The following is a 24113-nucleotide window of genomic DNA, read 5'->3' as shown; positions in this document are numbered from 1 at the left end:
AGTGATAACTGGTAAGCGGTAAGTGAAATGTATATCAGGTTTATCGAGAACACTTTTTGACTTTTACTTCATGGGTGATGAGATATGAATTTCAGCTTTACGTTGAATGGTATTTTAACCCTGAGTGATAATATAGTGAATCTGAAGTTTTTATTAATTTGCATATGGATTAGTTACATTGGATTATCTTTACGAATTTAGCAATGGTGAATAGGTGAAGTTGTTAATCAATGATATGATCTGACAGAACAGTTCCCTTCTGCTTTTAAAGGAGTCTCGGCAAATGAGGAAACCTGTACGTCATATGTTTTAAATTCATGTATTTAATGCCGGCAGGCTTTAAGAACTTTGTGGTTATTTAAAGAGTTTTATCAAATCAAAGTAATTTTTCATGTCTGATGTCTTGAAGATAAGATACTTTCAAAACAACTTCAGAAGAAGTCTTTCAGAACGGGTCATAAGAAATTTAGAAAATGTAAAAAATAATAGAGTCGAAAATTTAGAAAAGTATATATAAAAAAAAAGACTTGTAAAAAATTGAACGGGCGAGGCATAGAAACTTTTTTATGTACTAACCCCCCACTCCCAAACTCGCTCGTTCAGCCACCCCTGAAGATTATAAGTCCTTTTCACGCTTTTTCCGGATTATGTAAAGACCCATTTTCATGTGGGAAGAGCAGATGATTTTCAAGTAATCTGCCTTTCAAAAAATGCCTGATCAAATAACCTTGATGAATCGTTTTAAGAATTCTCCACTCGTTAACCTGAAAGCTTTTTGGGCACTTAAATTATAATAGGCGGGAAACACAATTACTGAGAGCATGGGAAGCTATTTTGGCACAGAAAGCGTTGTAGATGAAATACAGAAAGCAGTCAGAGCCGATGGAAAATTTCAGGGAGCAGTATCCGCACAGAATCTCGAAAAAAAAGACCCCGTAAAAGTGGTTATTATAGGAGGGGGAGCCTGTGGCATGGCGGTTGCTACCAAAATTCGAAGACAGAGTGATTTTGAGATTACCGTAATTTCAAGAGATTCCCATACTGCTTACAGCCACTGCGGAATCCCTTTTGTTCTGGGCCGGGAAATCGAGAGTTTTGAAAAATTAATAGTGAAGCCCACGGATTTTTTCAAAAGAAATCGAATAGATGTCAGGCTAAACGAGTGTGTCAGTTCAATAGACCTCGATTTAAAAGTTGTTCGGACAGGAGAAGGAACTTATCCTTTTGACAAACTTGTTATCGCTACAGGTAGCCTTCCCTTTATACCTCTAACAGGCAGCACAAATGTTCTCCCTTATGGCGTTTTTACTCTAAGGACCCTTGACGATGGAGTGCTTTTTGAAAAAGCCCTGGAAACTGTTGAGAGAGTTTGCATAATAGGTGCAGGAACAATAGGAATAGAGTGTTCAGCGGCACTTTCAAAAAGAGGAATTAAAACCTCCCTTATAAGCCGAAGTAAAAATCTGCTTTCCAGACAACTGGATCCTGACATTTCCGAAATCATAAAAGAACATCTGGAAAGTCTCGGGATTGAGGTCATTTTCGGGGAACTTGCCGTTTATCCTGAAAATTTCTGGAAAGAAAAAACACTATATGTAGGAGATAGTCAGCTTTCTGCAGATCTTGTACTTCTTGCGAGTGGAGTTAGACCTGAGATATCCCTTGCCCTGGAGGCCGGTATCGAAATAGGGAAGGCAGGAGGAATAATTGTAAATGAAATGCTCCAGGTTAAGGCAGGAGAAGAATTTCTTCCCTATGTATATGCAGGCGGGGAATGTGTGGAAGTAATAGATCTTATAACAGGAGAAGCAAAATTAAGTCAACTGGGAACGACAGCCCGGCATATGGCCGACATAATCGGCAATAATATCACAGGAAAACGTACTCCTCTCGGACCACTTACCAACCCCTGGGTAGCCGTGGCAGGAGATTTACAATTCGGCGGAGTTGGCATTACCTCAAAAGAGGCTGAAAGCCATGGAATAAAGATAAACACAGGATTTTCACGGGGGCGTACAAGAGCTTCCTATTATCCAGGCCGTAAAGACCTGTACATTAAACTCCTATTCAAAGACGATATTCTGGTAGGTGCACAGCTTGCCGGAGGAGAGGGAATAAAAGAAAGGATTGATGCTCTTTCCCTGGCAATCCGAAAGAAAGCTACCATTAGAGACCTTCTTGACCTGGAGACTTGCTATGCACCACCGGTCTCTATGCTTGTGGATCCTCTCAGACCAGCTGTAAAAACTGCAATCCGAAATATAAAGGAAAAGGAAGGAAAGCAAATAGAAACACAGTGAATGGAAGCGAAGAAAATAGAAGCAACATAAATGGAAGCAAAGCAAATAGAAATCAGTAGGATAACGTAAGATGGAATCAGGAAAATGTGGGGGAAGCAAATGTTAGAGATCGACGGCTCTTATGGTGAAGGGGGAGGGCAGTTGGTCAGAACGGCTGTTGCCCTTTCCGCAGTTACCGGAAATGGGATAAGGATTACTAATATCAGGAAAAACAGACCAAATCCAGGCCTGAAACAGCAGCATTTAAAGGCGCTGGAAACTGCAGCCAGTATATGTAGAGCTCAGACATCTGGACTTTTTCCAGGCTCTACTGAAATTTTGTTTGTTCCAGTGGAAATCGGGGGGGGTAAGTATGATATTGATATCGGGACTGCAGGAAGCATAACCCTGCTCCTCCAGTGCATTATGCCTGCCCTACCGTTTGCAAAAAAGAAGGTCGAGCTCACTATAAAAGGGGGAACCGACGTTGCCTGGTCTCCAACAATAGACTACCTGCAGAATGTAACCTTCAGGGCTCTGAAACAACTTGGATATTCAGGCAGCTTAACTCTGAAAGAACACGGTTACTACCCAAAAGGAGGAGGAAAAGTTTCAGCTTATTTTAAGCCGTGCAGGTTGCGAGGATTTAATTTTTTAAAAGAAGAGGAAGAAATCAAGGGGATTTCTCACGCTTCGAATCTTCCGACTCATGTACCTTTACGCCAGGCCGAAGCTGCCAGTACGAGATTAATGGAAGCCGGATATACATCTCAAATTGAAACTCAATCCTTTGAAGCTTTTTCCACCGGAAGCGGGATAACCCTCTGGACAGGCTATATAGGTGGGAGTGCCCTTGGGGAAAGAGGACTTCCCGCAGAAAAAGTAGGCAAATATGCCGCAGACGAAATTATTCCTGAACTTAGATCAGGAGCCTCGGTGGACACACATCTGGCAGACCAGCTAATACCGTACATGGCTCTTGCAGGAAATAGTTCTTACACTGTCCGTGAACTCTCTCTTCATACTACGACAAATATCTGGGTTACTGAACAGTTTCTGAATGTCAAATTCAGGATAGAAAAAAAAGAAGGCTTTTTAGAAGTGTCCGTGAGTTGAAAGAAAAGAGAAAGAAAAAGAAAAAGGGAAGAAAAAAAGGAAAGAGAAAGAAAAAGGAAAGAAAAAGAAAAAAGGAAAGAGAAAGAAAAAGGAAAGAGAAAGAAAAAGAAAAGAACGAAAAGAAAAGTAACACAAATAACTTGCTGGAAATTTAAAAATCAGCCTTTTAAAGTTGTTCTTTTGAAATCGACCCTTTAAAATCAGTCTTCAACGATAAAGAGATATTCAGGAGGTATCTTTTCCGCAAGTACGATGTCATCAGTTGCAAGTTTGAGAGAGATCCCATCTTCCTGAGCTTTAAAGGCATCGATTTGAAGGATGACAGGGCTTTCAGTATGAATAAGAGACACTTCTACTGCTTTTTCATACGAAGTGCTGAGATGGACATATCTTTGCTTTATTGGAAATATTCCGTTCTCCAGCAGAACATCAACTTCTTCAGGGCTTGCCCCATAATACAGATATGGAGAATCGCTTTCCCTGTAATCCAGATCAATATTGACAGAGTGCCCGTAACGTGCCCTGATTCTTGAATTGCGGATCTCGTACCTTCCTTTTTCATCAGATTCTACAAGCGCGTAAAGGTATTCCTTCCTCATCCAGTTGTATCGCTTTCTCATAACGTCACAGAAATCGTTGATATTAACCCAGCCGAATCTGTCCATTTCAACTCCCGCAGATTCCGGGAAATGTCTGAGAGCACCAGATACAAACCTGCCAAGCTTTTCTTCCTTGTTATCGTCCAGCAGGTATCTTCCAGGGCGTTTACACTGCAGACAGCTGCCTCCTCTAAAATAGCCGTGCTCAGTGCATTTTCGAATCATGATATCACGTACATAATGAAACTTTACTATAAATAAGGTTTTGTTTTAAGTTTTATTTTAACAAAGTTGCAGAGCCAAAATTTTATTGTTTCTCAACTATCCTCTGCCCCAATTTATTTCCTGAAATTCGCAGGACAGGAAACCTCTGAGTTCTTCAGTACGGCATTCAAGGAAAAATAATGAATATCAAGCTTTGATTTCAGGATATTTGTAGTTTGAAAGCCCGCTGGAGATAGAATAGATAAGCGTAGGCATGTTTATTAAAGGGGCATAGTTTATTAAACGGGCATAGTTTATTAATATTGATTCCGCTTTGTTGAGAAATACTTTCATCTGGCACACGGTAATCTTTAGTAAGACGGCTTGCATATCGTAGCGCAATATATAAAGTACTTCAACAGCCGCGTGTTCAAACTTAAAATCAAAAAGAATAAAAGGGACTTTAGAAAGTATTTGGTTATGATTATTCTTATCATTCATTAAAAGATGTAAGTAAAAAGTTAATGTGCGACTTAAGTTAATGTGCTCAGACTTGTAAACTTGTAATTTACTAACCTGTAATCTACTTGTCTCTTAACAGTTTTTGAATTTTATGCCATAATGCTAAACTGGATTCAAAGCATTGACCGTCACTAATAGTCACTAATAGTCACTAACAGTCACTAACAGTCACTAACAGTCACTAACAGCCACTAACAGTTACTAACAATTATTGCCACAGGAATTAAGGCAAATAATTGAGGCAAATAATAGACACTGAAAATAGAAATCATATATTAAGGGGATAATATGACAGACATTGAATCAATCTATAATAAACTTAATAACGTTATCAGTAAAGAAGACTTTCTGCAGCGTGTACAGGAAAAGGTCGAAAGCATGGGAGGGCTTTGCGATGAACCTATGGCTGCCATGCTGGTTGCCAATGAACTTGGATTTTCGGATGTAGGTCGGGACAGTGTAAAAGTTGAAAATATTACAGCTGATAGCGGGCAAATTAACTTTGTTGCAAAGGTTGTGTCGGTTTTTGAGATCAAAGAATTCACCCGAAACGACGGGACGATAGGTAGAGTCGGAAATATAATTGTTGGAGATGAAACCGGCAAGATTAAGCTCACTCTCTGGGACAACATGGCAGATCTCATCAAAACTGGAAAAATCGTAGCAGGGCAAACCCTCCAGATCAGCGGCTATGCGAAGCAAGGATACTCAGGAGTGGAAGTCAATGTCGGAAATAATGGAGTCCTGGCCGAGAGTGAAGAAGAAATCGATGTAGCTGCCAACAACCAGAAAATAAAGGATATAAAGGACGGCATGGGAGACCTGAATTTGACAGGAAAAGTCCTGGAAATTTCAGAGATAAGGACCTTCCAGCGAAAAGACGGGACCAATGGAAAGGTAGGAAACCTGCTTCTTGGAGACAGTACAGGCACAGTCAGGGTGACCCTCTGGGACGACAGGACTGAGTTTATGAACCAGGTAGAATATGGAGACACTGTGGAGCTGGTCAGTGCTTATGCGCGGGAGAATGCCTTTACCCAGAAAGTTGAGTTGCAGGTGGGAAACCGAAGTATAATAAAGAAAAGTGAGAAAAAAATCGAGTACGAAGAGGAATTTACCCCAATTGAGGATATCGGGGCTGATATGAACAATATTAACGTTTCCGGTAGAGTTCTTGATATAGGGGAAATCCGGACCTTTGAGAAAAAAGACGGGTCTGCCGGAAGAGTCGGAAATCTTCTTCTTGGTGATTCCACTGGAAAAATCAGGCTGACTCTATGGGATGAAAAAACCAGTTTTCTGGATGAAATCGACTTTGACGAGACCATAGAGGTACTTCATGCTTACTCTCGTGAAAATGCCTTCAACCAGCAGGTGGAACTCAACATGGGAAGCCGGGGAATAATCCAGAAGAGTGAAAAGGAGATTGAGTACAGAGAAAAGTTTACGGATATCGCTGCTATTATCCCTGGGGAAAACTATTCGGTTCAGGGTAAGGTTTCCGAAATAGGGGAACTCCGCGAGTTTGAAAGGGAAGATGGAACCGAGAATGTGGTTGCAAATCTCCAAATAAAAGACGAAACCGGCAGCATAAGGCTAACTCTCTGGGGAGAACAGGCTTATGTGATCGAAGATCTTGATATTGACTCCGAAATCCAGGTCATTAATGCATATTCGAAGTATGGCCTGAATGAAGAAATCGAGCTGAGTATTGGGAACCGAAGCAGAGTAATTATGCTTTAATCACTTTCCCTTTTTCGGCTTCGGATCGGGCTTCTGCTTTTGGTTTACTCCTCAAGCCATACTTTTTAAGGTAAAAACTTATAAAGTGCGTTCCAGTGGAAATGAAGGGGTCTGAAAAATTTCTTGTGAGAGAAATAGAAAGCATTACAAATATAATTTGGATTTTTTGAAACTGTATAAGCCTATTTTCTAAAGTATACTTCTTTTCTGCACTTCTTTCTAATACTTCTTCCAGAAGATTGAATCTTTTTCATTCTCAGCAAAAACCTCCAGTGGAAATAGGGGGGTTCTGAAAAATTTCCTCCGTGATTTCCTCAAGCTTTTTACTATGAGATTTACCATAAGCAAACTAACTGGAGATTTAAAGTGAATGCGCTTGACTTCATGCAAATTTATGTTCTCTACAAAAAAAGTAAATGCCGTTATTATTATGTACCATTGAATCATAATATAAGCTGTAAAAAAAGTCCGAAAATTATGGGGAAAACATCTTAGAGGAAGCGGACAAAAAAAGAAATCCGGGACAATGGGCCTCACCGGAGTATTATCTTTAAAAAGCTAATGATTGCAAGGCCTAAACTGGAGGGAAAACTAAAGCGATCTTGAACGTTTTTCCACAGGACACTTGATACCTGAAGAGCTTTTTCGAAATTTTAGTATAAATTATATTTTAAATAATATATTATAAGTTTATATATTATACGTTGTCTAACATTATCTAAAATTATCTAAAATTATCTGTAAATTTTATATTGTGAATTGCCAAATTACGGAATGAAAGGGGGAACGGCAGTAGATGGCAGATGAACCTGGAAGGGGCACCGATGCTGAGAGAGATATAGATACTGGTATTCACAGCAGAGAGATTGAAAGAGAGGTCTCAGTTGCTGAAGTCATGAATAAAGCAGTCATAATAATGGACATTAATTCAGACATTCCTGCCATTGCAAGGGAAATGGTCAGCCGTGATGCAGGAAGCGTCATTATTACAGAAAATGGCAAAGCCATGGGAATTATAACTGAAAGGGACTTTGTAAAGGGTATTGTTACAGAAGATAGAAAACCAGGTGAGGTAAAGGCAAGTGAAATCCTCTCAACCCCCTTAATAACTGTAAAGCCTGAAACAAGTGTAATAAAAACTTCTGAGATCATGTTAAAGGCGAATATTAAAAGGTTGCCAGTCCTGGAAAACGGTACAATAATAGGAGTGGTTTCGAATACTGATATTCTGATGGTTACACCCGGGCTCAGCACCATACTCAAAGATCTTATTGATATGAACCGGGAAGCTCTCCTCTCCACTCCTTCAGTTGAAGAGATTACAGAGGAGTTCATCACAGGAATATGTGAATCCTGTTTTTATCACTCAGCAGACCTTAAATTAGTTGACGGCATGTATTTATGCGAAAACTGTCGGCAAGAAGAAGGGGAGAATTACGAATGAATTACAATCTTGAAATCTCGACTTTCAAATATTCGGTCTTAAAGAAAGCACAGGAAGGTAAACAATGAATGTCAGCGAGATTATGTCAGAAGGGCCTATAAGTATCAAAGAAGGAGACTTTGTAACTCACGCCCGTCAGCTGATGCGCGATTACCTTCTTCGAAGCCTTGTTGTTGTTGACGAAGAGAACAGGCTTGTGGGAATGCTAAGTGACCAGGATATCTTGAGGGTTACCTCTACACGCTCAAATGTCACAGTAGACGGGTATGCAAGCCAATCCCCGACAGTCACTCCGGATATGGATGTCATGAAAGCTGCAAGGTTAATAGTGCAATCGAAACAGAATAGGGTCCCGGTTGTTAAATCAACTGCTGACCATACGGTTGTCGGCGTCCTGAGTAATGTGGATATTCTTAGAAACGTGGAGCTTCCGAAAAATCTTCCCAAAACCATACAGGAGATTATGACAAAAAAAGTTGAAATCTGCTCTCCAGAAGAAAGAGTGGCAAAGATTTGGGGGCGTATGCTTGAGACAGATTACACGGGTATTCCTGTAGCTTCAAAAACAGGGGAGCCCATAGGGATGATAACCAGAAGGGACATCATCAAATCAGGAGCTGTGCGGATATCCGTAGAAGACGATCGAGCGACAAGGCCCAATGACAGTCCGAAGGTTGAAACGGTAATGTCAACTCCCACATATACTATTTCAGAAAGCGATTCCGTCCGGAGTGCAATTGAGATGATTATTCACTATGATATCGGGAGGGTCACTGTAGTGAATGAACATGGAAAAGTATCCGGAATTGCTGACAGACAGGATCTTCTGAAGTCTATTGTCAATGTATGGACTGAACAACCCTCAGATAATCGCTTTTGAAATTAACTTTCTACTTTAAAGCTCCGTGAATTGTGAAAACTGGCCAGAAAATTAATGTAAAAAATAAATGGCAGTTTTCATGCAAAAAGATTATAACATCAAAGACTATCATCAATAATAATTATAAATCCACAAATAAAGTAAACCTTTCGGAAAGATTCGGGAGAAATTGCTTTCAGGTTTTGTTTTTTCCAGTAGCAAACCTGGGTTTGCTGAGAAGTAAGCTGCACGCTCCAGGGAAACTCCTGCAAGCTGCAGGAAGAGAAAAACGGCATATGAAAAAAGCAATTAACTGCAACTCGAATTCGGTGATTCCATTGGACAAAAATATGACATTTAAATCTGTCGACAAGATGAAGATTCAGCCAGGTGTGAGCAAATCCAAGAAAGCGCAGCAGAAAGACCCGCACACGATTAGCAGCATGGGCACTATGCGAATAGGTCCTGAGTTTAAATCCCGCATTTCAGAACATGAGGGAAAAATCCTGGCTCTGGCAACAAGAAATGTAGTAACCCTCCCTCCAACCGCAAAAATAATGGATGCAATCAGGATTATGACTGAAAAGAGGTTCAGGCGCATTCCTATTACAAACGCCGGTACGCGGAGACTGGAAGGGGTAGTTACTTCCGTAGATATTATCGATTTTCTGGGGGGCGGAAAAAAGAATCTGCTCGTTGAAAACCGCTTCAAAGGTAACCTTCTGGCTGCAATCAACGAAGAAGTACGACAAATCATGGAAACTGACATTCCCTATCTTTATGACCAGGCTGACTTTAAAGACGCTGTTTCAACAATGATTGAAAGAAGAACAGGCGGTCTGCCAATCGTGAACAGTGACATGCAGGTCGTTGCAATCTTTACCGAAAGGAATGCACTTGAATTGATGGGCGGAATCGTGACAAACCGAACTGTTGATGAATATATGACCGAGAACGTCAGAATGGTCTCAACTGATACTCCCATTGGACAGGCGGCAAAAATAATGGTAGAGAACAGGCTTCGAAGGCTTCCTGTAGTCAAGGACGGCATCTTCGCAGGAATTATCACGTCCTCTGATATTATCTACTTCCTTGGAAAGGGAGAAGCCTTCAGTAAGCTGACAACAGGAAACATTCACGAGGCTCTAGACCGGCCTGTAGGTTCTATTGTCTCAAGAGAGCTGATATGGACTGGTCCAGGCACAGACCTGGGAAAAGCAATGGAAATAATGCTTGAGAAAAAGATAGGTTCACTTCCGGTCCTGGATAATGGGCTGCTCCGCGGCATTATTACTGAAAGAGACCTTCTGAGATCTCTTAAATGAATTCCAGGAAATAATCAATTGATTAGAGATTCAAATTGATTAGACCTCATCCAGGCTGGTTAAAGTTGATTCAAGCTGGTTCAAGTCGGTTCAAGCTGATTCAAGCTGATTCAAGCCGATACAAGTTGATTCAAGCTGGTTCAAACTGTCACGGAACTTAACGAAGTTTAGCGAAAATTAAAGTTGAACTGAGCCCGAGAAACTTTCGGGCTTAAGTTTTAAGAGATTAAGATTCCAGGAGATTAAGATTCCAGGAGATTAAGATTCCAAGAGATTTGAAGAAAAGGAAAATTTTCTAGCTGGATAGATCAAGAAGTAAGCCTATAATTTGTGGATAGGTCGAAAAGTAAGCTGTACATTGAGTACCCAGGATTTGAAGTGTAGCTCATTTTAAAATAAGAACTTTATAAAAAAAGAACCTTTTAAAATAGTTCTCGCTTCAACAAGAGGTACTGGTTACTTCCCTAAAAATTCACCGATTACAGCTAAAAACTGTAACTTTTGCTTCCGATTCAAAAAGTATAATTATTGACACTTATATATTGTAAAAGTGAAGGAGGTACTTCATGAATGTAGCGAACATCATGAGTTCACCTGTGTACGTCGTAAATACAGATGAACCCGTGTCACGTGCGAGAAAACTGATGTTAAGGCATAAAATCAGTACGTTGCTCGTCCTCAATGAGGGCAAGATAGTGGGAATCGTTACAAAATCAGACATCACTAACCGTCTGGCTCAGGCTGAACCTCTATGGAGGAGGAGGCCAATAGATCAAATCCCTATCAAGTTATTGATGACTGAATCGGTCATTAGCATCTATCCTGAGGCCTCTATTTCCCAAGCAGCTGCCTTAATGCTTGAGAACGGGGTGCACACTATCCCGGTTGTAAAGAACGATATTGTAGGTATTATCACCAGGACAGATCTTGTGCGCTTTGTTGCGGAAAATGACGAGGAAATGAAAACAAAGATCTCTAAATTAATGACTGAAGATATTATTTCTGTTCACAGGCATCATACTATCAACCATGTAATTGACGAAATGAACAGAAATAACATCGAAAGAGTGATTGTTAAAGACGATGCAGGAAAGCCTGTAGGAATTATTTCCAGCAGAAGCCTTGCCTTAAACCTCTTAACTGATTTTCAAGGCGAACTTTCCACGAAAAACATCAAGATGACTCGCAAATCCTCTCCTGGGGGCCAGAAGACCTATAGATATGTAAAAGAGTTACCCTTGACCGCAGAAGACATCATGATATCTCCAATAAACTCCATTGATTCAAATGAAGATATCAGTGCAGCCGCCAAAAAGATGATTGAAAATGGAGTGACTGCATTACCTGTCAGTGATGGAGAAGATATAGTGGGCATAATAAGCAGAACCGATATCATGAAAGCCATCCTCTGAAACACCGCAGTGGAGGTACATACTGCGAAAGAAACAATTAACAGCGATAGACAAATCATCCAAATGTAAGAAAAGAATGCGGAATTAAACCGTAGGAAACGGATGAAGAAAACACGTAAAGAATTACGAAAAATATAATTAAAAATTCTGGATACGCATGAGGTGAATTACATGCAAGCTAAAGACATGATGGTACAGCCATACAGGATTGATAAGTCAGACACCATATCTCACGCTCTGGATCTAATGGAAAAGAAAAACACAAAACGTCTGCTGGTAGTTCATGACGATCAGATAATCGGTGTACTTACAATGAGAAGTCTGACAGAGCAGCTCGGGACTCGCAAGAAACTGAGCAAACCTGCATCCTCTCTGCATGTTGCAACAGCCGTATCCGACAATTTTGTAAAGGTTCTGCCTGATACCGATACCAGGGATGTTCTTACCCTGATGAAAAAGACTGGTGGCGTAATTATTGTCACTGATAATGGAAAAGCCCTGGGTTGGGTGACACCCCAGGAATTCATGGAACTAAACCACTTCACAGGTTTTGTCGGGGAAGTAATGGAAAAAAATCCTGTAGTAATCAGTTCATCCGATAGGGTTAGCCACGCTAGGCGAGTTATCCTGGACAAAGATGTAGGAAGGCTGCCAGTACTTGAAAACGGAAAACTTGTAGGCATTATTGCTGAAGACGATATTGCCTTTGCCATGCGTTCTTTCAGGGATCTAGTGGCTGATAATCAGCAGGATTCAAGGATCAAGAACCTATTGGTAGGGGATATTATGACCCGTAGTGTGATTAGTGTCTATACCAATACTCCACTTGAAGAAGCTGTCAGGACAATGCTAGAACACGATGTAGGAGGTGTTCCAGTCCTTAGCCTGGATGATGAACTTGCTGGTTTCCTGGCCCGCAGAAATGTAATAAATACACTTGAGAAGTAAGCTCAAAACCAGAGAAAGAGAGAGAAAAAACTTAATTGAAATCCTGAAAGCCAGTAATTAAAAAAAGGCCTGCTTTCTTAAACAGGCCTTTTTTGAATTTCTGCACTTTCTCTTGGACCTATTTCTTGCTTTAAAACAAATTTTACTTTAATCCTATTTAGGAAGGATTCTTATTTTACGATGAATCTCTCTTTAAGAAGAATTCGATTTTTCAATGAATTTCTCTTTACAAGCTGTCTCAAAACTCAAGCCATTTCTACAATTGGACTATAGATAATATTTACTTTAAATACATAGAAGCTATTTTTCCAAACTTTAGATACGGATTAACTTTACAGTCAAATATAATATATCAATTGTAGAATCAAGTTTACTTTTGAGACTGCCTGTTTAGAAGATTCGATTTTAAAACAATTCCCCTTTTAGAATGATTTTTTCATTTAGAATACTTTCCTATTTTTAGAAAGACCTATCTCCACCGATGAGGCCTCCCAGAATACCAGTTCCAGCAACGCCGGTCTGTTCGTCCCTGTGACCATAAGCAGAAGCTGCAAAGATTCTGTCAGCAAGGCGGGAGAAAGGCAGGCTCTGCATATATACTGTGCCCGGACCTGTAAGGGTTGCAAGAACAACTCCTTCACCACCGAAAAGGGCATTTTTAAAGTTCCTTGACCAGGTTATATCATATGTTACGGTTTCGGTGAAAGCTGCCACACAGCCTGTGTCAACACGATAAGTCTCACCAACCGCCAGGTCTTTTCTTATAACTGTGCCCCCGATATGGAGAAAGGCCAGACCGTCACCTGTCAGTCTCTGCAGGATAAAACCTTCGCCACCGAAGAATCCTGCTCCAAGCTTGCGGGTGAAAGCTACTTCTATTTCTACTCCGCGAGCAGCACAGAGAAATGAATCTTTCTGACAGAGGAGACTGCCTCCAAACTTTGTGAGGTCAAGGGGAATAATCTTTCCCGGATAAGGAGCCGCAAAAGCTACATGCCCCTTTCCAGAACCTTTTTGAACAAAGCTTGTAATGAAGAAACTTTCCCCTGTCAGGGCCCTTTTAAGTCCTTTTTTGAGACCTCCGAAAAATCCACCACCTTCGTTACCCATACTGGTCTGCATCTCAATTCCGGGCCCCATGTATGCCATAGCCCCGGCTTCTGCCTGAACAGCTTCATTCGGATCAAGCTCAATTTCAACGATCTGCATATCGTCGCCGATAATCTCGTAGTCGATTTCATCTGCCATATTATACTCTCCAACCTTTTTGTAAGCTTAGATGTAATAAAATTAGAAACAAATTAGAACCGAATACTTAAAAACATTTTTAATGGACTAAATCATTTTTAAATTATTTCATGAAAACAGGTTATTGTGAAGACAGGTTATTGTGAAGACAGGTTATTGTGAAGACAGGTTATTGTGAAGACAGGTTATTGTGAAGACAGGTTATTGTGAAGACAGGTTATTGAAAAGACAGATGTAGATATTCTGATACATGCCTGATAACGACAACTTATTTCAGGCCTGAAAACAGATAAATAAACATGAGTAGAGAGGGGAACGAGGAAATAGATCCTCAATTTATAGTTAAGCTTGCCAGTTTCCTGGGATTCGATAAAGAAAGGGTTCAGCACCTTTTTGAGAAAAACTATCTTGCCCAGAATTGGGGAAAATATGAATATCTGTTCCGTTTCGATAAGGAGATCTCCCATATAGAGAGGGGAACTGTGCTTTATGAGAAAGACGATTCTTTCGAAATCATAATGGGTTTCCCGAAAATCCGGAGAGCAATGGTACTGGACACCACGATTAAAAAGCACTTCAGCGGCCTTGAAAAAGTGGCTGTGGAAGAAAAGATGAATGGGTATAATGTCCGCATAGCGATTGCAAAAGACGAAATTCTTGCAATTACCCGAAGCGGATATATCTGTCCCTATACGACTCAAAAAGCAAAAGAGAAATTGAACCTGAAGTTTTTTGACGATTTCCCTGAACTTGTACTTTATGGAGAGATGATAGGTCCGGACAATCCTTATGTCCCTAAAGATATCTATGGCATCGATTCAGTAGAGTTTTATATTTTTGATATCCGGGAGAAAAATAGCGGTAAGCCTCTCCCAATAAGCCGGAAACAGGAAATTTTGGAAAAGTACGGCTTTTTCCAGGTAAAGTTTTTCAAAGAAATTCCTCTGGAAAGTGCTGCTGAAGAAATTGGAAAAATCATCCGGGAACTCGGAGAAAAAGAACATGAAGGCGTCGTAATAAAAGACCCGGAAATGGTTCTTTCTCCGTTAAAATATACCTCTTCCCAGAGTAATTGCTCGGATCTCAGACATGCCTTTAAGTTTTACAATGAGACCGGCAGAGACTATATGCTTTCCCGAATTGTCAGAGAAGGTTTTCAAACAGTTGAATGGAACGAAGATAAGGCCGAGTTTGAAAAACGCTGCATGCAGCTAGGGAAGAGTATACTTGGCCCTCTCAGTGAATCCATTCTGAGTGTAAAAAACGGTCAGCGGTTATATGAAGAAGCAAAGATCCGGGTAAGGGATCTAAAAACTGCAGCCGAGTTCGAAGATTATCTTAAAAGACTCGGGATAGATGCAATTTTTGAAGAGCCTCAGTTAGTAGGAGAAGAGTATCTGGTAATTATAAAAAAGATTAACAAAAGCACCAACGATAAAACTCAAGCAATGTGGCAGGGTGAAACCTGGTGATATTTCCCTGCCAGATTGTGTTTTAAGATTTGAATTTTGAATAGTTTTTTTCAGAGTGTTTCGAAAAGAAATATATTACAGTATAATTATACCAGATGCAGGTTCAGAGTTATAATACACTGTAAATTCAGAGTCATAATACACTGTAAATTCAGAGTTATCAATAGCACATAGATCAAGGAATTGCAAGACACTATAAGGAATTACAAGGAATTAAAAGGAATTAAAAGGAATTAAAAGGAATTAAAAGGAATTAAAAAGAATTAAAAGGAATTAAAAGAAATTAAAAGAAATTACAAGGAACTACAAGAGATTACAAGGAACTACAAGAAATTAAAAGGAATTACAAGAAATTAAAAAAAATTACAAAGAATTAGAAGGAATCCAGTATGACAAATGTTGCAATTATCGGGACGGAAAAAAGTGGAAGAACCTCCCTTGCCGCAAACCTGGGGAAAAAAGGAACATCCTCCGACATAACTATGTATAATAATGCTAAGGAGAGCCGGAAAATGGTTTTTGTAGACTCGCACGGCTATCCTAAAGCTTTAAAATCCCTGATTACGGTACTGAATATTTCAGATATGGCAGTCCTCTGTGTCCCTCCTGATGGCCTTGATAGGAATAATCCTGCAAGTGTTCATACCGGAGAATGCATTGTTGCCCTGGATCTGCTCGGCTTTAAGCATGGAATAATTGCCCTGACAAAGTCCGACAGTACACATATGTATGCAATCGATGAGCTGATAAAGAAAATAAAACTGATGACCGCAGGCACTTCCCTTCAGGATTGGGAATGTATTTCCCTGAATACTAATAAAAGTGCAAAAGATCCTTTTGAGGGTGTGGAAGACCTCAAAGCCAAAATTTCCGAGATCTCGGAAAAAATCGAAGCCGAACAGGCTGAGTTGAATAGTCTGCCTACAAGAGTGTTTATAGATCATGCGTTCAATGTTACTGGAAAAGGCTGCGTTGTTCTTGGAGTTGTCAAACAGGGGATTTCAAAAGACAAGGACAAAACCAAAATTTTCCCGATGGACAGAGACATTGAAATCCGATCCATCCAGAGCCACGATGTGGATATTGAAAGTGCACCCACAGGCACCAGAGTAGGAATGCGTCTTAAAAACGTGCAGGCCAAAGATATAGAAAGGGGATTTATCATCTCCGATAAAGAAATCATAAGTACTGATTATGTCCTTGAATGCACCATCTCAAGATTCACACGAGCAATTGAAACCTCAAGTGTGCTTCATCTCTTTGTTGGCCTGCAGTCCGAACCTGTACGTGTGGAGAAGATCCTGGTTGATGGGAAGGAAGTAAAAGAAGCAAAGCCTGGCAGTACCTGCGTGATGGAACTTTTAGGTAATAAAAAAGTAGCTTACAGTAAAGAAGACCGTTTCCTGCTGGCAAACCTTGACATTCCCCAGAGATTTGCAGGCTATGGCTTTACAAAATAACTATTTTATAAATTTAAATACATAATTTTTAAGGGTAGAATATGGAGAAAAATTCAGGAAAAAGGGATTTAGGAAAAAAGGATTCAAAAAAAGAGGATTTAGGAAAAGAAGATTCAAAAAAAGAGGATTCAAGAAAAAATGAAGCTACTTGTGAAGACGGGGAGAGTACAGTAAGAGATAAGACTTTTTATGGAAATGTTTTTCACAGAAATGTCTGTTGGCAGCGTTCTTACCAGAAACCTGAAGGTGAAGAGCTTATCATGGCACTGTACGGCAGCCTAAGAAATGGGCTTTACAATAGCCGCCGTTTTGATCTGCAAAACAGGTCAGAGTTTCTTGGTACAACAACAGTAAGAGGGTACGCTCTTTACTCCCTGGGCCCTTATCCAGGCATCTATCCCTTGGAAAATTCCTGTGTTGTAGCTGAAGTACGCAGGTTTTCAGGAAAACAGCAGCTTGAAATTGCCAAATCAATTGATTATATGGAACTTTTCGGAGGATACCACAGGGAGTATGTGGATCTGGAAATTGGTGAGCAGAAATTTAGAGGCTTTATTTACGTTTATGATGAGAAACCTGAATCGGAAAGAATCGAGCATGGTGACTGGGCCAGATACTTGAATGAAAAAGAACCACAGGAATGAAACAATTAAGAAAGTGAATAATACTACCAAAACACACATGAAATTCTTCTAATCACAGGCACAAAGAAATGAAAGTACTTGAAAGAATTTTCATGCTAAACATTACGAAGAATTCCCACCATGGCGTAAGTTATTAATGGGGAATTCAAAAAAGGATTTTAGAATGAACAACAGCTGAGCATTCTGTTTTATTGAAAGATGTTAACGGTTAATCGTAGATAGAGAGTTGTGGTTAATCGCAAATAGAGAGTTGTTTAACGGTTAATCGTAGAGATAGAGAGTTGTGGTTAATCGCAAATAGAGAGTTGTTTAACGGTTAATCGTAGAGATAGAGAGTTGTGGTTAATCGCAAATATAAGAGTCCGTGAATAAGTCCGTAAATAAATCCATGACGGTGGAAAAGAGGGCTCATTTATGAATTTTAGAGATATTCTAGAGTTTACAAAGAAACCGCAAATCTATGCAGAAGGAAACGCTGTTATGTGGACAGATGACCACATTTCAAAGCAGCTGTTGAATATCCATTTGAACCCGGATATTGATCTGGCAAGCCGGAGAAAAGCAAGTATAGAGAGTACCGTGGACTGGATTTTAAACTCCGTCAATCAGGAAAAAATGAATATTCTTGATCTGGGATGCGGACCCGGATTGTATGCTGAGGTTATGGCAAAGAGGGGACATAAAGTAACAGGTGTCGATTTCTCAAAGAATTCAATCGAATATGCCAGAAATGAAGCCATAAAGAAAAACCTGGATATAGAATACATAAACCAGAATTACCTCGAACTATGTGAAGAGAATAAATATGACCTTGCAATGATGATTTTTACTGATTTTGGCGTCTTAACACCAGTTGCAAGAAGGACTTTATTACAGAATACTTACAGAGCTTTAAAGCCTAAAGGAATTTTCATTTTTGATGTTCTCAGCGATAAAGACATCGAATTGAAAGTTGCTGAAAAATCCTGGGAAATGGAAGAATGTGGCTTTTGGAAAGATAGACCATACCTTGTTCTTTCAGACTCCTATTATTATCCGATGGACAAAGTGATATTGTACCAGCACATCGTAATCGATAATTCTGACAATTTCAATGTATATCGTTTTTGGACTCACTTCTTCACGTATGATGACCTGAAAAAGATGCTGGTACAGGAAAACTTTGAAAAAGTCGAGTGCTATGATGATGTTTTGCCAGGTATCGATCTCTGGAATGGTAACAATGTTATCTTTTGTAAAGCAATTAAAAAGTAATTTTAATAGTATCATCAGAAAGACGAGTTATGGAAATATAGGGGAAAAATAATTTCAAGAGGTTCTTCAGAAAGACGAGTTATGAAAATATAGGGAAAAAATAATTTGAAAGAAGTAAAAAACGGGAAACAGAGCCTCAAAAACTCACAAGTTCCTTATCACAAATTCCTTAAAAACTCGAGGCTCTTGATCCCTTCTTCTACTGAACTCATTTCAGTAACAAAGATTCCTTCGTAGTTTGAGAGCTTCTCCATAACCTGTTTCCAGTTAATATTACCCTCTCCAATAGGTAAATGTTCATCTTTTTTTCCCATATTATCATGGATGTGCACATGGGAAATACGATTGCTTAACTGATCCAGAAAATCGTCAATAAGCCCTAATGTGTTTGCGTGTCCGACATCGAAGGTGAAACCTACATTATGGCTTCCAATGGATTCAAGCATCTCAAGCATCTCGTCGGGATATTTTCCAAAGATCTTAGGCATGTCGGGCATATTTTCGACAGCAACAAGGATTCCGAAATCCGCAGCGAAGTCACAGATTTCCTGGAGAGAAGCAAGATTGGTAAAATAAGCTTCCTGTGGAACCTGCGCGCCATAAGGAGAAAGATAACCAGGGTGTACTACAGCAAGATTGACATAGTTAGAGGCAAGAGTAAGGTAGTGCTTCATCTGCCTGATAACTTCTGTCCTGATTGAGTAATTCAGACCTGCCAGATTCATATCCGAGAAAGGTAGGTGCAGAGTTAGCTCGAGACCTGTGGTTTCACTGATATTTTTCAAATTCTGAATGTTCTTACTGTTCAGGCACTGAGAACCTTCCTGTACGACTTCCCAACCGGTGTATCCATGGTCTTCGAGCGTGTAAGCCCATTTGAAAGGGTCTTCAATGACTGCACGCGAAGAATAGCTGATTCTGTGCAACTGCATGATGAAAGTTCATTCCTTTTCATTTATCAATATACATCATCTAGCGAGAACTGAGATATATTTAACTGAATTATTTTAATGAACTATTATTAGCCCAGTTTTACAAAATATTAAAGATATTAAAAATAGATTAAAAATGGATTAAAAATAGATTAAAAATGGATTAAAAATGGATTAAAAGGTTACAGAGAAAATGTATCTTGTGTAAAACATGTTAAAGCCCTTCAATTCCTCTCCACATAGTCCATTTCTACCTCAACAACAGGTTTTCCGTCTTCAGTAAGGGGCAAAAACCATTCAAAAAGCCTTTCCATTTCTTCCTGAGAGTCGGTTCTGATAATGATTTCAATAGATCCAAGAGGTTCTTCCTGCGCAGGAACACTGGGAATTCCGACAAAAGCAGCCTGTTTATTGAGCGAAAAATGAACCGAAAGCCCGTCGCTGGACAAACCTTTGCTGAAAGCTTTGTTGCGGACGCTATCTATAATTTCTTCCCTGCGAATGAGCCAATGCAGGGTTTGCAGAACATCAATTCCCCCTTCCCCTGAAAAGAAAAAGGAAGGAGAAACTCCCGTTTCTGAACCAGTGATTTCAATATCTTTCTTCTCAAGTTCAATATCAGTAAAAAGAGACGAGACTGCTTTGACAACCTTTTCCGAGTCTTCTGTAGGATATACAGCTGCTGAAACCTTAACATGTATCATAAATCTACTCCAGTAATTTAAAAAGGATTTATTCCGGAATTTTGCATTTTGTTCAGAAATATATTTGAGAGTGTTACTCCGTGGGGTTTTTTCCAAAGTAGTTGCTCAAAACCTCAACAACATCCTTCTTGAAAATTTCCAGAGTGGAATTATTTTCAATTTCAATATTCGATGCTTCTATAGCTTCTCCCATCCCCCAGCCGAGTTCTCGTTCGTCCCGGTTGCGGAGCCCTTCTATACTGTTCATATCATCGCTTCTTCCTCGTTTCTGAACTCTAGAAAAGCGAATTTCAATAGGAGCATAAATCGAAATTAGAATAAAACCTTCTCCGAATTCTCGCCTGAAGCATTCCACTTCGGCAATTCCACGCACCCCATCCACAACAATAAGGTCAGAGCCGGCATCCCTGATTTGGGAAGTACAGCGTACTGCGACTGCATCCATACCCTCGCATTTGCGAAGTTGTGTTGCAACCATTCCGGTATTGGAATCATTGGGTTCAAGCCCGCGCTTTGAAACTTCCTTCCGGATCACATCACCCATGTTAATAACGGGAATACCCATTTCAGCAGCAATTCTGGCAGCTTCCGACTTTCCAGATGCTGGCATGCCTACGAACGCTATTATCTTCATCAAAAATTACCCTTTAAACTTTAATTAAACTTAAACTATTAATATGAGCCATTAAACCTGAATTATTAACTTGAATTACTGGATCGTGAATCATTGGATTTAAATTATCTAAGCAATAATCATTGGATTTGAATTGTCTATTAATAATCATTGGATTTGAATTATCTAAGCAATAATCATTGGATTTGAATTATCTAAGCAATAATCATTGGATCTGAATTGCCTAAGCAATAATCATTGGACTTGAATTATCTAAGCAATAATCATTGGATCTGAATTGCCTAAGCAATAATCATTGGACTTGAATTATCTAAGCAATAATCATTGGATCTGAATTGCCTAAGCAATAATCATTGGATTTGAATTGTCTAATTTGTTTAATATTAGATTATTGGGTTTGGACTATTGAATTATTAGATTTGAACAGAAACCTGAGTATATTGAATCCTAATTTTAAAGGTGGGTAGAGATAAAATTATAAATTAAATAGTAAGTTGAATAATCGAATCCATAAGCTAACATAAGATAATATGATTCTAGTCAAATCACAGGATCGTATATATTATTTCCTGAAAACTAACACATGAATGATAAAAATAAGCTGGAGCACGAAAAAAACTGAAAAACTGAGAGAAAACTGAGAGTAGAGAAAGGGCAAAGAAAGGCAAAAACCTGAAGTAAGGGAAGTTAGAGAAGACTTAAAGACCTAAAATAAGAAAAGTTAAAAGAAGTTATGGAAACCCCGAAAAAGTGAGAAGTTAGCAGGTAGGCCAAAAAACCAGGATGGAGAATATAAAAAGTCTCATCCTTGTGAAAACATGCCTCATTCTTATGAAAACGTCTTTACGAAAACGTCTTTACAAAAACGTCTTTACAAAAACGTATTTACAAAAACGTATTTACAAAAACGTATTTACAAAAACGTCTTTACGAAAACATCTTGCTGAAAACGTATTTATGAAAATATCTTGCTGAAAACGTCTTTACGAAAACATCTTGCTGAAAACGTATTTATGAAAATATCTTGCTGAAAACGTCTTTACGAAAACATCTTGCTGAAAACTGACGCCTTGAAGTCTACCAGAGGTTTGAGTCTGTAATCCTCAAGAAGTACTTTACGGGTGCTTTCGACTGGAACGCTCAGTGAAATTTCTTTCGTTCGACCATAGCGACCTTTACTTACAACCACTGCGTTGACTATTCCCAGCATATCAAGTTCGGACATGAGATCGGTAACCCTGCGCTGGGTAAGAATATCCACATCAATATGGTGGCAGAGCTGGCGGTAAACATTGTACATCTCGCCTGTTGTGACATTTTTACCTTCTCTGCCTCTACTCCGCAAAAGAATGATACTATAGAGTACGAGTTTGGACTGGGTTGGAAGGGTTCTTACCACTTCGACTACGCGATCAACTTCGATTTTTTCTTGAGCGCGCCTTACGTGCTCTTCAAGAACCTGAGGCTGATTTTCCCTTTCTGCAATTTCCCCCGAGACCCTTAGGAGGTCAAGTGCGCGCCTTGCATCGCCGTGTTCCTGAGCTGCAAAAGCGGCGCATAAGGGAATTACCATCTCACCAAGAGCACCGTCGGTGTAGGCCATTTTTGCTCTTTGTTTCAGGATATCGCTTATCTGTTCAGCGTCATAAGGAGGAAAGATAAGTTCTTCTTCACCCAGGGAACTTTTGACCCTGGGGTCCAGAAATTCCGTGAATTTAAGATCGTTTGAAACGCCGATCATACTGACTTTGGCTCTCTGCAAGTCTGTATTGATTCTCGACAGGTTATAAAGAACATCATCGCCTTTTTTTATCAGCTTATCGATTTCGTCCAGAATTATGACAATGACCTGCTCTCTGGAATCTATTGCCTCCTTGAATTTCATGAAGACCTGGTCAGTAGGCCATCCGGTCATCGGAACTTCTTCTTCAAAATGTCTGGCAAGATTTGCAAGGAGCCGGTACTGTGTATCGATTACTTCACAATTAATATAAACAACCGAGCAGAAAAGGGATTTGTCTTCACTTACCCTTTCAAGTTCTTTTCCAACATAACGGGTAACAGCGGTTTTTCCTGTCCCGGTTTTCCCATAAATAAGTACATTGGAAGGAGTTTCTCCTCGGAGTGCAGAAACCAGGATTGTCGCAAGACTGTTAATTTGCTCATTTCTGTGCAATAAAAGGTCAGGCGTATAAGAAGGCCGAAGTACTTCTTTATTTTTGAAAATTGATTTTCCGTCAAGTAATTTTTCGAATAAGCCGTCTAATGATTGAGCTTTTATCATGAAGATCCTCTATAAAAATTATGATATTAAGCATTTAAGAAATTAAGATACTTCTAACGCAGATAATTAATACAATGCAAACCATTGCATGTCAAATTAATGGATACAGTAGATACAGTAATTTTACTAAGTAAGTTAGATATAATAAATTAATATAGTTGAAAAACTCTGTATACTTTTTCTTTGAATTACTTTAATATTTATTTTTGTAATAATGATTTTTAGTTTTTTAATTTTAAATGTTTTGATTTTAAATGTTTTACTAATTTTAAGTGCTTTTAATTTTAAGCGTTTTACTAATTTTAAGCGTTTTACTAATTTTAAGTGTTTTTAATCTCAAACGTTTTACTGTTACCTGAAATCAGGAGGAATTTTTACAGTCTGCAGTCAATTTAATCCTCCTGATCCGCATCTATTAAGTATTGTGTTTTTAGAGCTTCCTTTTCAAATGCCTGACAATTATAACCGCAACTATTTGACAAGCTTTAGACTGATTTTACAATAGCCGTTCAGCGGGTTTCAATAATTTGTGTAATGGTTATCAAGGGATTTTAGGAGGCTGTAAATGTGGTTTCATGTAAGGGATATTTGGAAAGAGAGAGAGAGGGAAAGGGGGAAAGGTTAAACTCTCAACTCCGAAATTTTAACTTTCAATATCTGGAACTAAAGTTCATTTTAGGATTTCTGAGATTTTACTCCATCATTATTTGTGCCTTTATGAAAAACCCTATATATCCTGCTAATAAGGAGAAAGGGATAGAAGAGACATATTGCTTATAATTAATGCCTGAAACCCTTATTTTCTACTAGCTGATGATAAAATGGCGGGCGAGTTTTAAGTATTAAGATACCTCGCCTACCAGATAAAATCTATATTCCATATCTTCTTTTGTTGAAATTTTAGGTGAAATTGGTTTATAAACAAGTGATTTTAAGCTATATTTGCAGTAGATGCAATGGAAGTACACCGTATTAATTGTTATGGTAAAGACCCCCTGATTTCCACTGGAAAAGATTTATACCTTAAATA

At 39.2% G+C, this 24113-nt stretch carries 19 protein-coding genes; 13 read left to right on the top strand and 6 right to left on the bottom strand.

Annotated features, from left to right (window positions below; genetic code table 11):
* Positions 1-821 precede the first annotated feature (821 nt).
* The 3 genes from MSKOL_RS00285 (at position 822) to MSKOL_RS19640 (ending at position 3550) form a co-directional block, all read left to right on the top strand.
* Positions 822-2300 carry an NAD(P)/FAD-dependent oxidoreductase gene (locus tag MSKOL_RS00285; RefSeq protein ID WP_048153211.1) on the top strand — a complete coding sequence of 493 codons (1479 nt, stop codon included), beginning with the start codon at positions 822-824 and terminating at the stop codon, positions 2298-2300.
* Positions 2301-2399: 99 nt separating this feature from the next.
* The gene (rtcA, locus tag MSKOL_RS00280) at positions 2400-3395 is read left to right on the top strand and encodes an RNA 3'-terminal phosphate cyclase (protein ID WP_048153210.1); all 996 of its coding nucleotides are present in this window, start codon (positions 2400-2402) and stop codon (positions 3393-3395) included.
* Positions 3392-3550 (top strand): hypothetical protein, encoded by a 159-nt coding sequence (locus MSKOL_RS19640; protein WP_156150917.1) that lies wholly within the window; start codon positions 3392-3394, stop codon positions 3548-3550. The genes rtcA and MSKOL_RS19640 overlap by 4 nt, the downstream gene beginning before the upstream one ends.
* Positions 3551-3595: 45 nt before the next feature.
* Here the strand turns inward: MSKOL_RS19640 and MSKOL_RS00270 are convergent, their stop codons facing one another.
* Positions 3596-4219 (bottom strand): RNA 2'-phosphotransferase, encoded by a 624-nt coding sequence (locus MSKOL_RS00270; protein ID WP_048116607.1) that lies wholly within the window; start codon positions 4217-4219, stop codon positions 3596-3598.
* A 789-nt stretch (positions 4220-5008) separates the two neighbouring features.
* Here MSKOL_RS00270 and MSKOL_RS00260 point away from each other — a divergent pair.
* The 6 genes from MSKOL_RS00260 to MSKOL_RS00235 all read left to right on the top strand — a co-directional run bounded on the left by MSKOL_RS00260 (position 5009) and on the right by MSKOL_RS00235 (position 12451).
* Entirely contained in the window at positions 5009-6463 is a 1455-nt protein-coding gene (locus tag MSKOL_RS00260; protein ID WP_048153207.1) for an OB-fold nucleic acid binding domain-containing protein, read from the top strand.
* Positions 6464-7259: 796 nt separating this feature from the next.
* A complete protein-coding gene (locus MSKOL_RS00255; RefSeq protein WP_048153206.1) occupies positions 7260-7907 on the top strand; it encodes a cyclic nucleotide-binding/CBS domain-containing protein in 648 nt (215 codons plus the stop codon).
* Positions 7908-7971: 64 nt separating this feature from the next.
* Entirely contained in the window at positions 7972-8787 is an 816-nt protein-coding gene (locus MSKOL_RS00250) for an HPP family protein (protein WP_048116598.1), read from the top strand.
* Between the two features lie 182 nt (positions 8788-8969).
* On the top strand, positions 8970-10091 hold the full coding sequence (locus MSKOL_RS00245; protein ID WP_231592320.1) for a CBS domain-containing protein: 1122 nt from the start codon (positions 8970-8972) through the stop codon (positions 10089-10091).
* 566 nt (positions 10092-10657) lie between these two features.
* Positions 10658-11503: a CBS domain-containing protein gene (locus tag MSKOL_RS00240; RefSeq protein WP_048116595.1), complete on the top strand. Its 846-nt coding sequence runs from the start codon at positions 10658-10660 to the stop codon at positions 11501-11503.
* A gap of 171 nt (positions 11504-11674) precedes the next feature.
* Complete coding sequence (locus tag MSKOL_RS00235) at positions 11675-12451, top strand: CBS domain-containing protein (RefSeq protein ID WP_048116592.1); 777 nt, start codon at positions 11675-11677, stop codon at positions 12449-12451.
* A gap of 459 nt (positions 12452-12910) precedes the next feature.
* Here the strand turns inward: MSKOL_RS00235 and MSKOL_RS00230 are convergent, their stop codons facing one another.
* Complete coding sequence (locus tag MSKOL_RS00230; protein ID WP_048153205.1) at positions 12911-13699, bottom strand: TIGR00266 family protein; 789 nt, start codon at positions 13697-13699, stop codon at positions 12911-12913.
* A gap of 299 nt (positions 13700-13998) precedes the next feature.
* On the opposite strand from MSKOL_RS00230, the gene MSKOL_RS00225 reads away from it, so the two are divergent.
* From MSKOL_RS00225 to MSKOL_RS00210, 4 genes are all read left to right on the top strand, one after another.
* A complete protein-coding gene (locus MSKOL_RS00225) occupies positions 13999-15171 on the top strand; it encodes an RNA ligase (protein ID WP_048116586.1) in 1173 nt (390 codons plus the stop codon).
* A 389-nt stretch (positions 15172-15560) separates the two neighbouring features.
* Positions 15561-16631, top strand: a complete 1071-nt coding sequence (locus MSKOL_RS00220) for an elongation factor Tu (RefSeq protein WP_048116583.1) — start codon at positions 15561-15563, stop codon at positions 16629-16631.
* Between the two features lie 41 nt (positions 16632-16672).
* Positions 16673-17275 (top strand): gamma-glutamylcyclotransferase, encoded by a 603-nt coding sequence (locus MSKOL_RS00215; protein ID WP_231592319.1) that lies wholly within the window; start codon positions 16673-16675, stop codon positions 17273-17275.
* A 414-nt stretch (positions 17276-17689) separates the two neighbouring features.
* Complete coding sequence (locus tag MSKOL_RS00210) at positions 17690-18529, top strand: class I SAM-dependent methyltransferase (RefSeq protein WP_048153204.1); 840 nt, start codon at positions 17690-17692, stop codon at positions 18527-18529.
* Positions 18530-18687: 158 nt separating this feature from the next.
* Here MSKOL_RS00210 and MSKOL_RS00205 read toward each other — a convergent pair whose 3' ends face one another.
* The 4 genes from MSKOL_RS00205 to MSKOL_RS00190 all read right to left on the bottom strand — a co-directional run bounded on the left by MSKOL_RS00205 (position 18688) and on the right by MSKOL_RS00190 (position 23083).
* Complete coding sequence (locus MSKOL_RS00205; protein WP_048116579.1) at positions 18688-19461, bottom strand: sugar phosphate isomerase/epimerase family protein; 774 nt, start codon at positions 19459-19461, stop codon at positions 18688-18690.
* A 224-nt stretch (positions 19462-19685) separates the two neighbouring features.
* Positions 19686-20165: an RNA-binding domain-containing protein gene (locus tag MSKOL_RS00200; RefSeq protein WP_048153203.1), complete on the bottom strand. Its 480-nt coding sequence runs from the start codon at positions 20163-20165 to the stop codon at positions 19686-19688.
* A gap of 73 nt (positions 20166-20238) precedes the next feature.
* On the bottom strand, positions 20239-20799 hold the full coding sequence (locus MSKOL_RS00195) for a dephospho-CoA kinase (RefSeq protein WP_048153202.1): 561 nt from the start codon (positions 20797-20799) through the stop codon (positions 20239-20241).
* Positions 20800-21838: 1039 nt separating this feature from the next.
* The gene (locus MSKOL_RS00190) at positions 21839-23083 is read right to left on the bottom strand and encodes an ORC1-type DNA replication protein (protein ID WP_048116571.1); all 1245 of its coding nucleotides are present in this window, start codon (positions 23081-23083) and stop codon (positions 21839-21841) included.
* Positions 23084-24113 lie beyond the last annotated feature (1030 nt).

The sequence above is a fragment of the Methanosarcina sp. Kolksee genome (assembly GCF_000969945.1).
Classification (GTDB): Archaea; Halobacteriota; Methanosarcinia; order Methanosarcinales; family Methanosarcinaceae; genus Methanosarcina; species Methanosarcina vacuolata.
This window is presented reverse-complemented; position numbering and strand designations above follow the sequence as displayed.

Bases quoted from the DNA above. Each gene is read 5' to 3' on its own strand.
- MSKOL_RS00230 (WP_048153205.1), bottom strand. From the start codon at position 13,699: ATGGCAGATGAAATCGACTACGAGATTATCGGCGACGATATGCAGATC.
- MSKOL_RS00240 (WP_048116595.1), top strand. From the start codon at position 10,658: ATGAATGTAGCGAACATCATGAGTTCACCTGTGTACGTCGTAAATACA.
- MSKOL_RS00270 (WP_048116607.1), bottom strand. From the start codon at position 4,219: ATGATTCGAAAATGCACTGAGCACGGCTATTTTAGAGGAGGCAGCTGT.
- MSKOL_RS00260 (WP_048153207.1), top strand. From the start codon at position 5,009: ATGACAGACATTGAATCAATCTATAATAAACTTAATAACGTTATCAGT.
- MSKOL_RS00215 (WP_231592319.1), top strand. From the start codon at position 16,673: ATGGAGAAAAATTCAGGAAAAAGGGATTTAGGAAAAAAGGATTCAAAA.
- rtcA (WP_048153210.1), top strand. From the start codon at position 2,400: ATGTTAGAGATCGACGGCTCTTATGGTGAAGGGGGAGGGCAGTTGGTC.
- MSKOL_RS00255 (WP_048153206.1), top strand. From the start codon at position 7,260: ATGGCAGATGAACCTGGAAGGGGCACCGATGCTGAGAGAGATATAGAT.
- MSKOL_RS00195 (WP_048153202.1), bottom strand. From the start codon at position 20,799: ATGAAGATAATAGCGTTCGTAGGCATGCCAGCATCTGGAAAGTCGGAA.
- MSKOL_RS00190 (WP_048116571.1), bottom strand. From the start codon at position 23,083: ATGATAAAAGCTCAATCATTAGACGGCTTATTCGAAAAATTACTTGAC.
- MSKOL_RS00205 (WP_048116579.1), bottom strand. From the start codon at position 19,461: ATGCAGTTGCACAGAATCAGCTATTCTTCGCGTGCAGTCATTGAAGAC.
- MSKOL_RS00250 (WP_048116598.1), top strand. From the start codon at position 7,972: ATGAATGTCAGCGAGATTATGTCAGAAGGGCCTATAAGTATCAAAGAA.
- MSKOL_RS00200 (WP_048153203.1), bottom strand. From the start codon at position 20,165: ATGATACATGTTAAGGTTTCAGCAGCTGTATATCCTACAGAAGACTCG.
- MSKOL_RS00210 (WP_048153204.1), top strand. From the start codon at position 17,690: ATGAATTTTAGAGATATTCTAGAGTTTACAAAGAAACCGCAAATCTAT.
- MSKOL_RS00225 (WP_048116586.1), top strand. From the start codon at position 13,999: ATGAGTAGAGAGGGGAACGAGGAAATAGATCCTCAATTTATAGTTAAG.
- MSKOL_RS00220 (WP_048116583.1), top strand. From the start codon at position 15,561: ATGACAAATGTTGCAATTATCGGGACGGAAAAAAGTGGAAGAACCTCC.
- MSKOL_RS00285 (WP_048153211.1), top strand. From the start codon at position 822: ATGGGAAGCTATTTTGGCACAGAAAGCGTTGTAGATGAAATACAGAAA.
- MSKOL_RS00235 (WP_048116592.1), top strand. From the start codon at position 11,675: ATGCAAGCTAAAGACATGATGGTACAGCCATACAGGATTGATAAGTCA.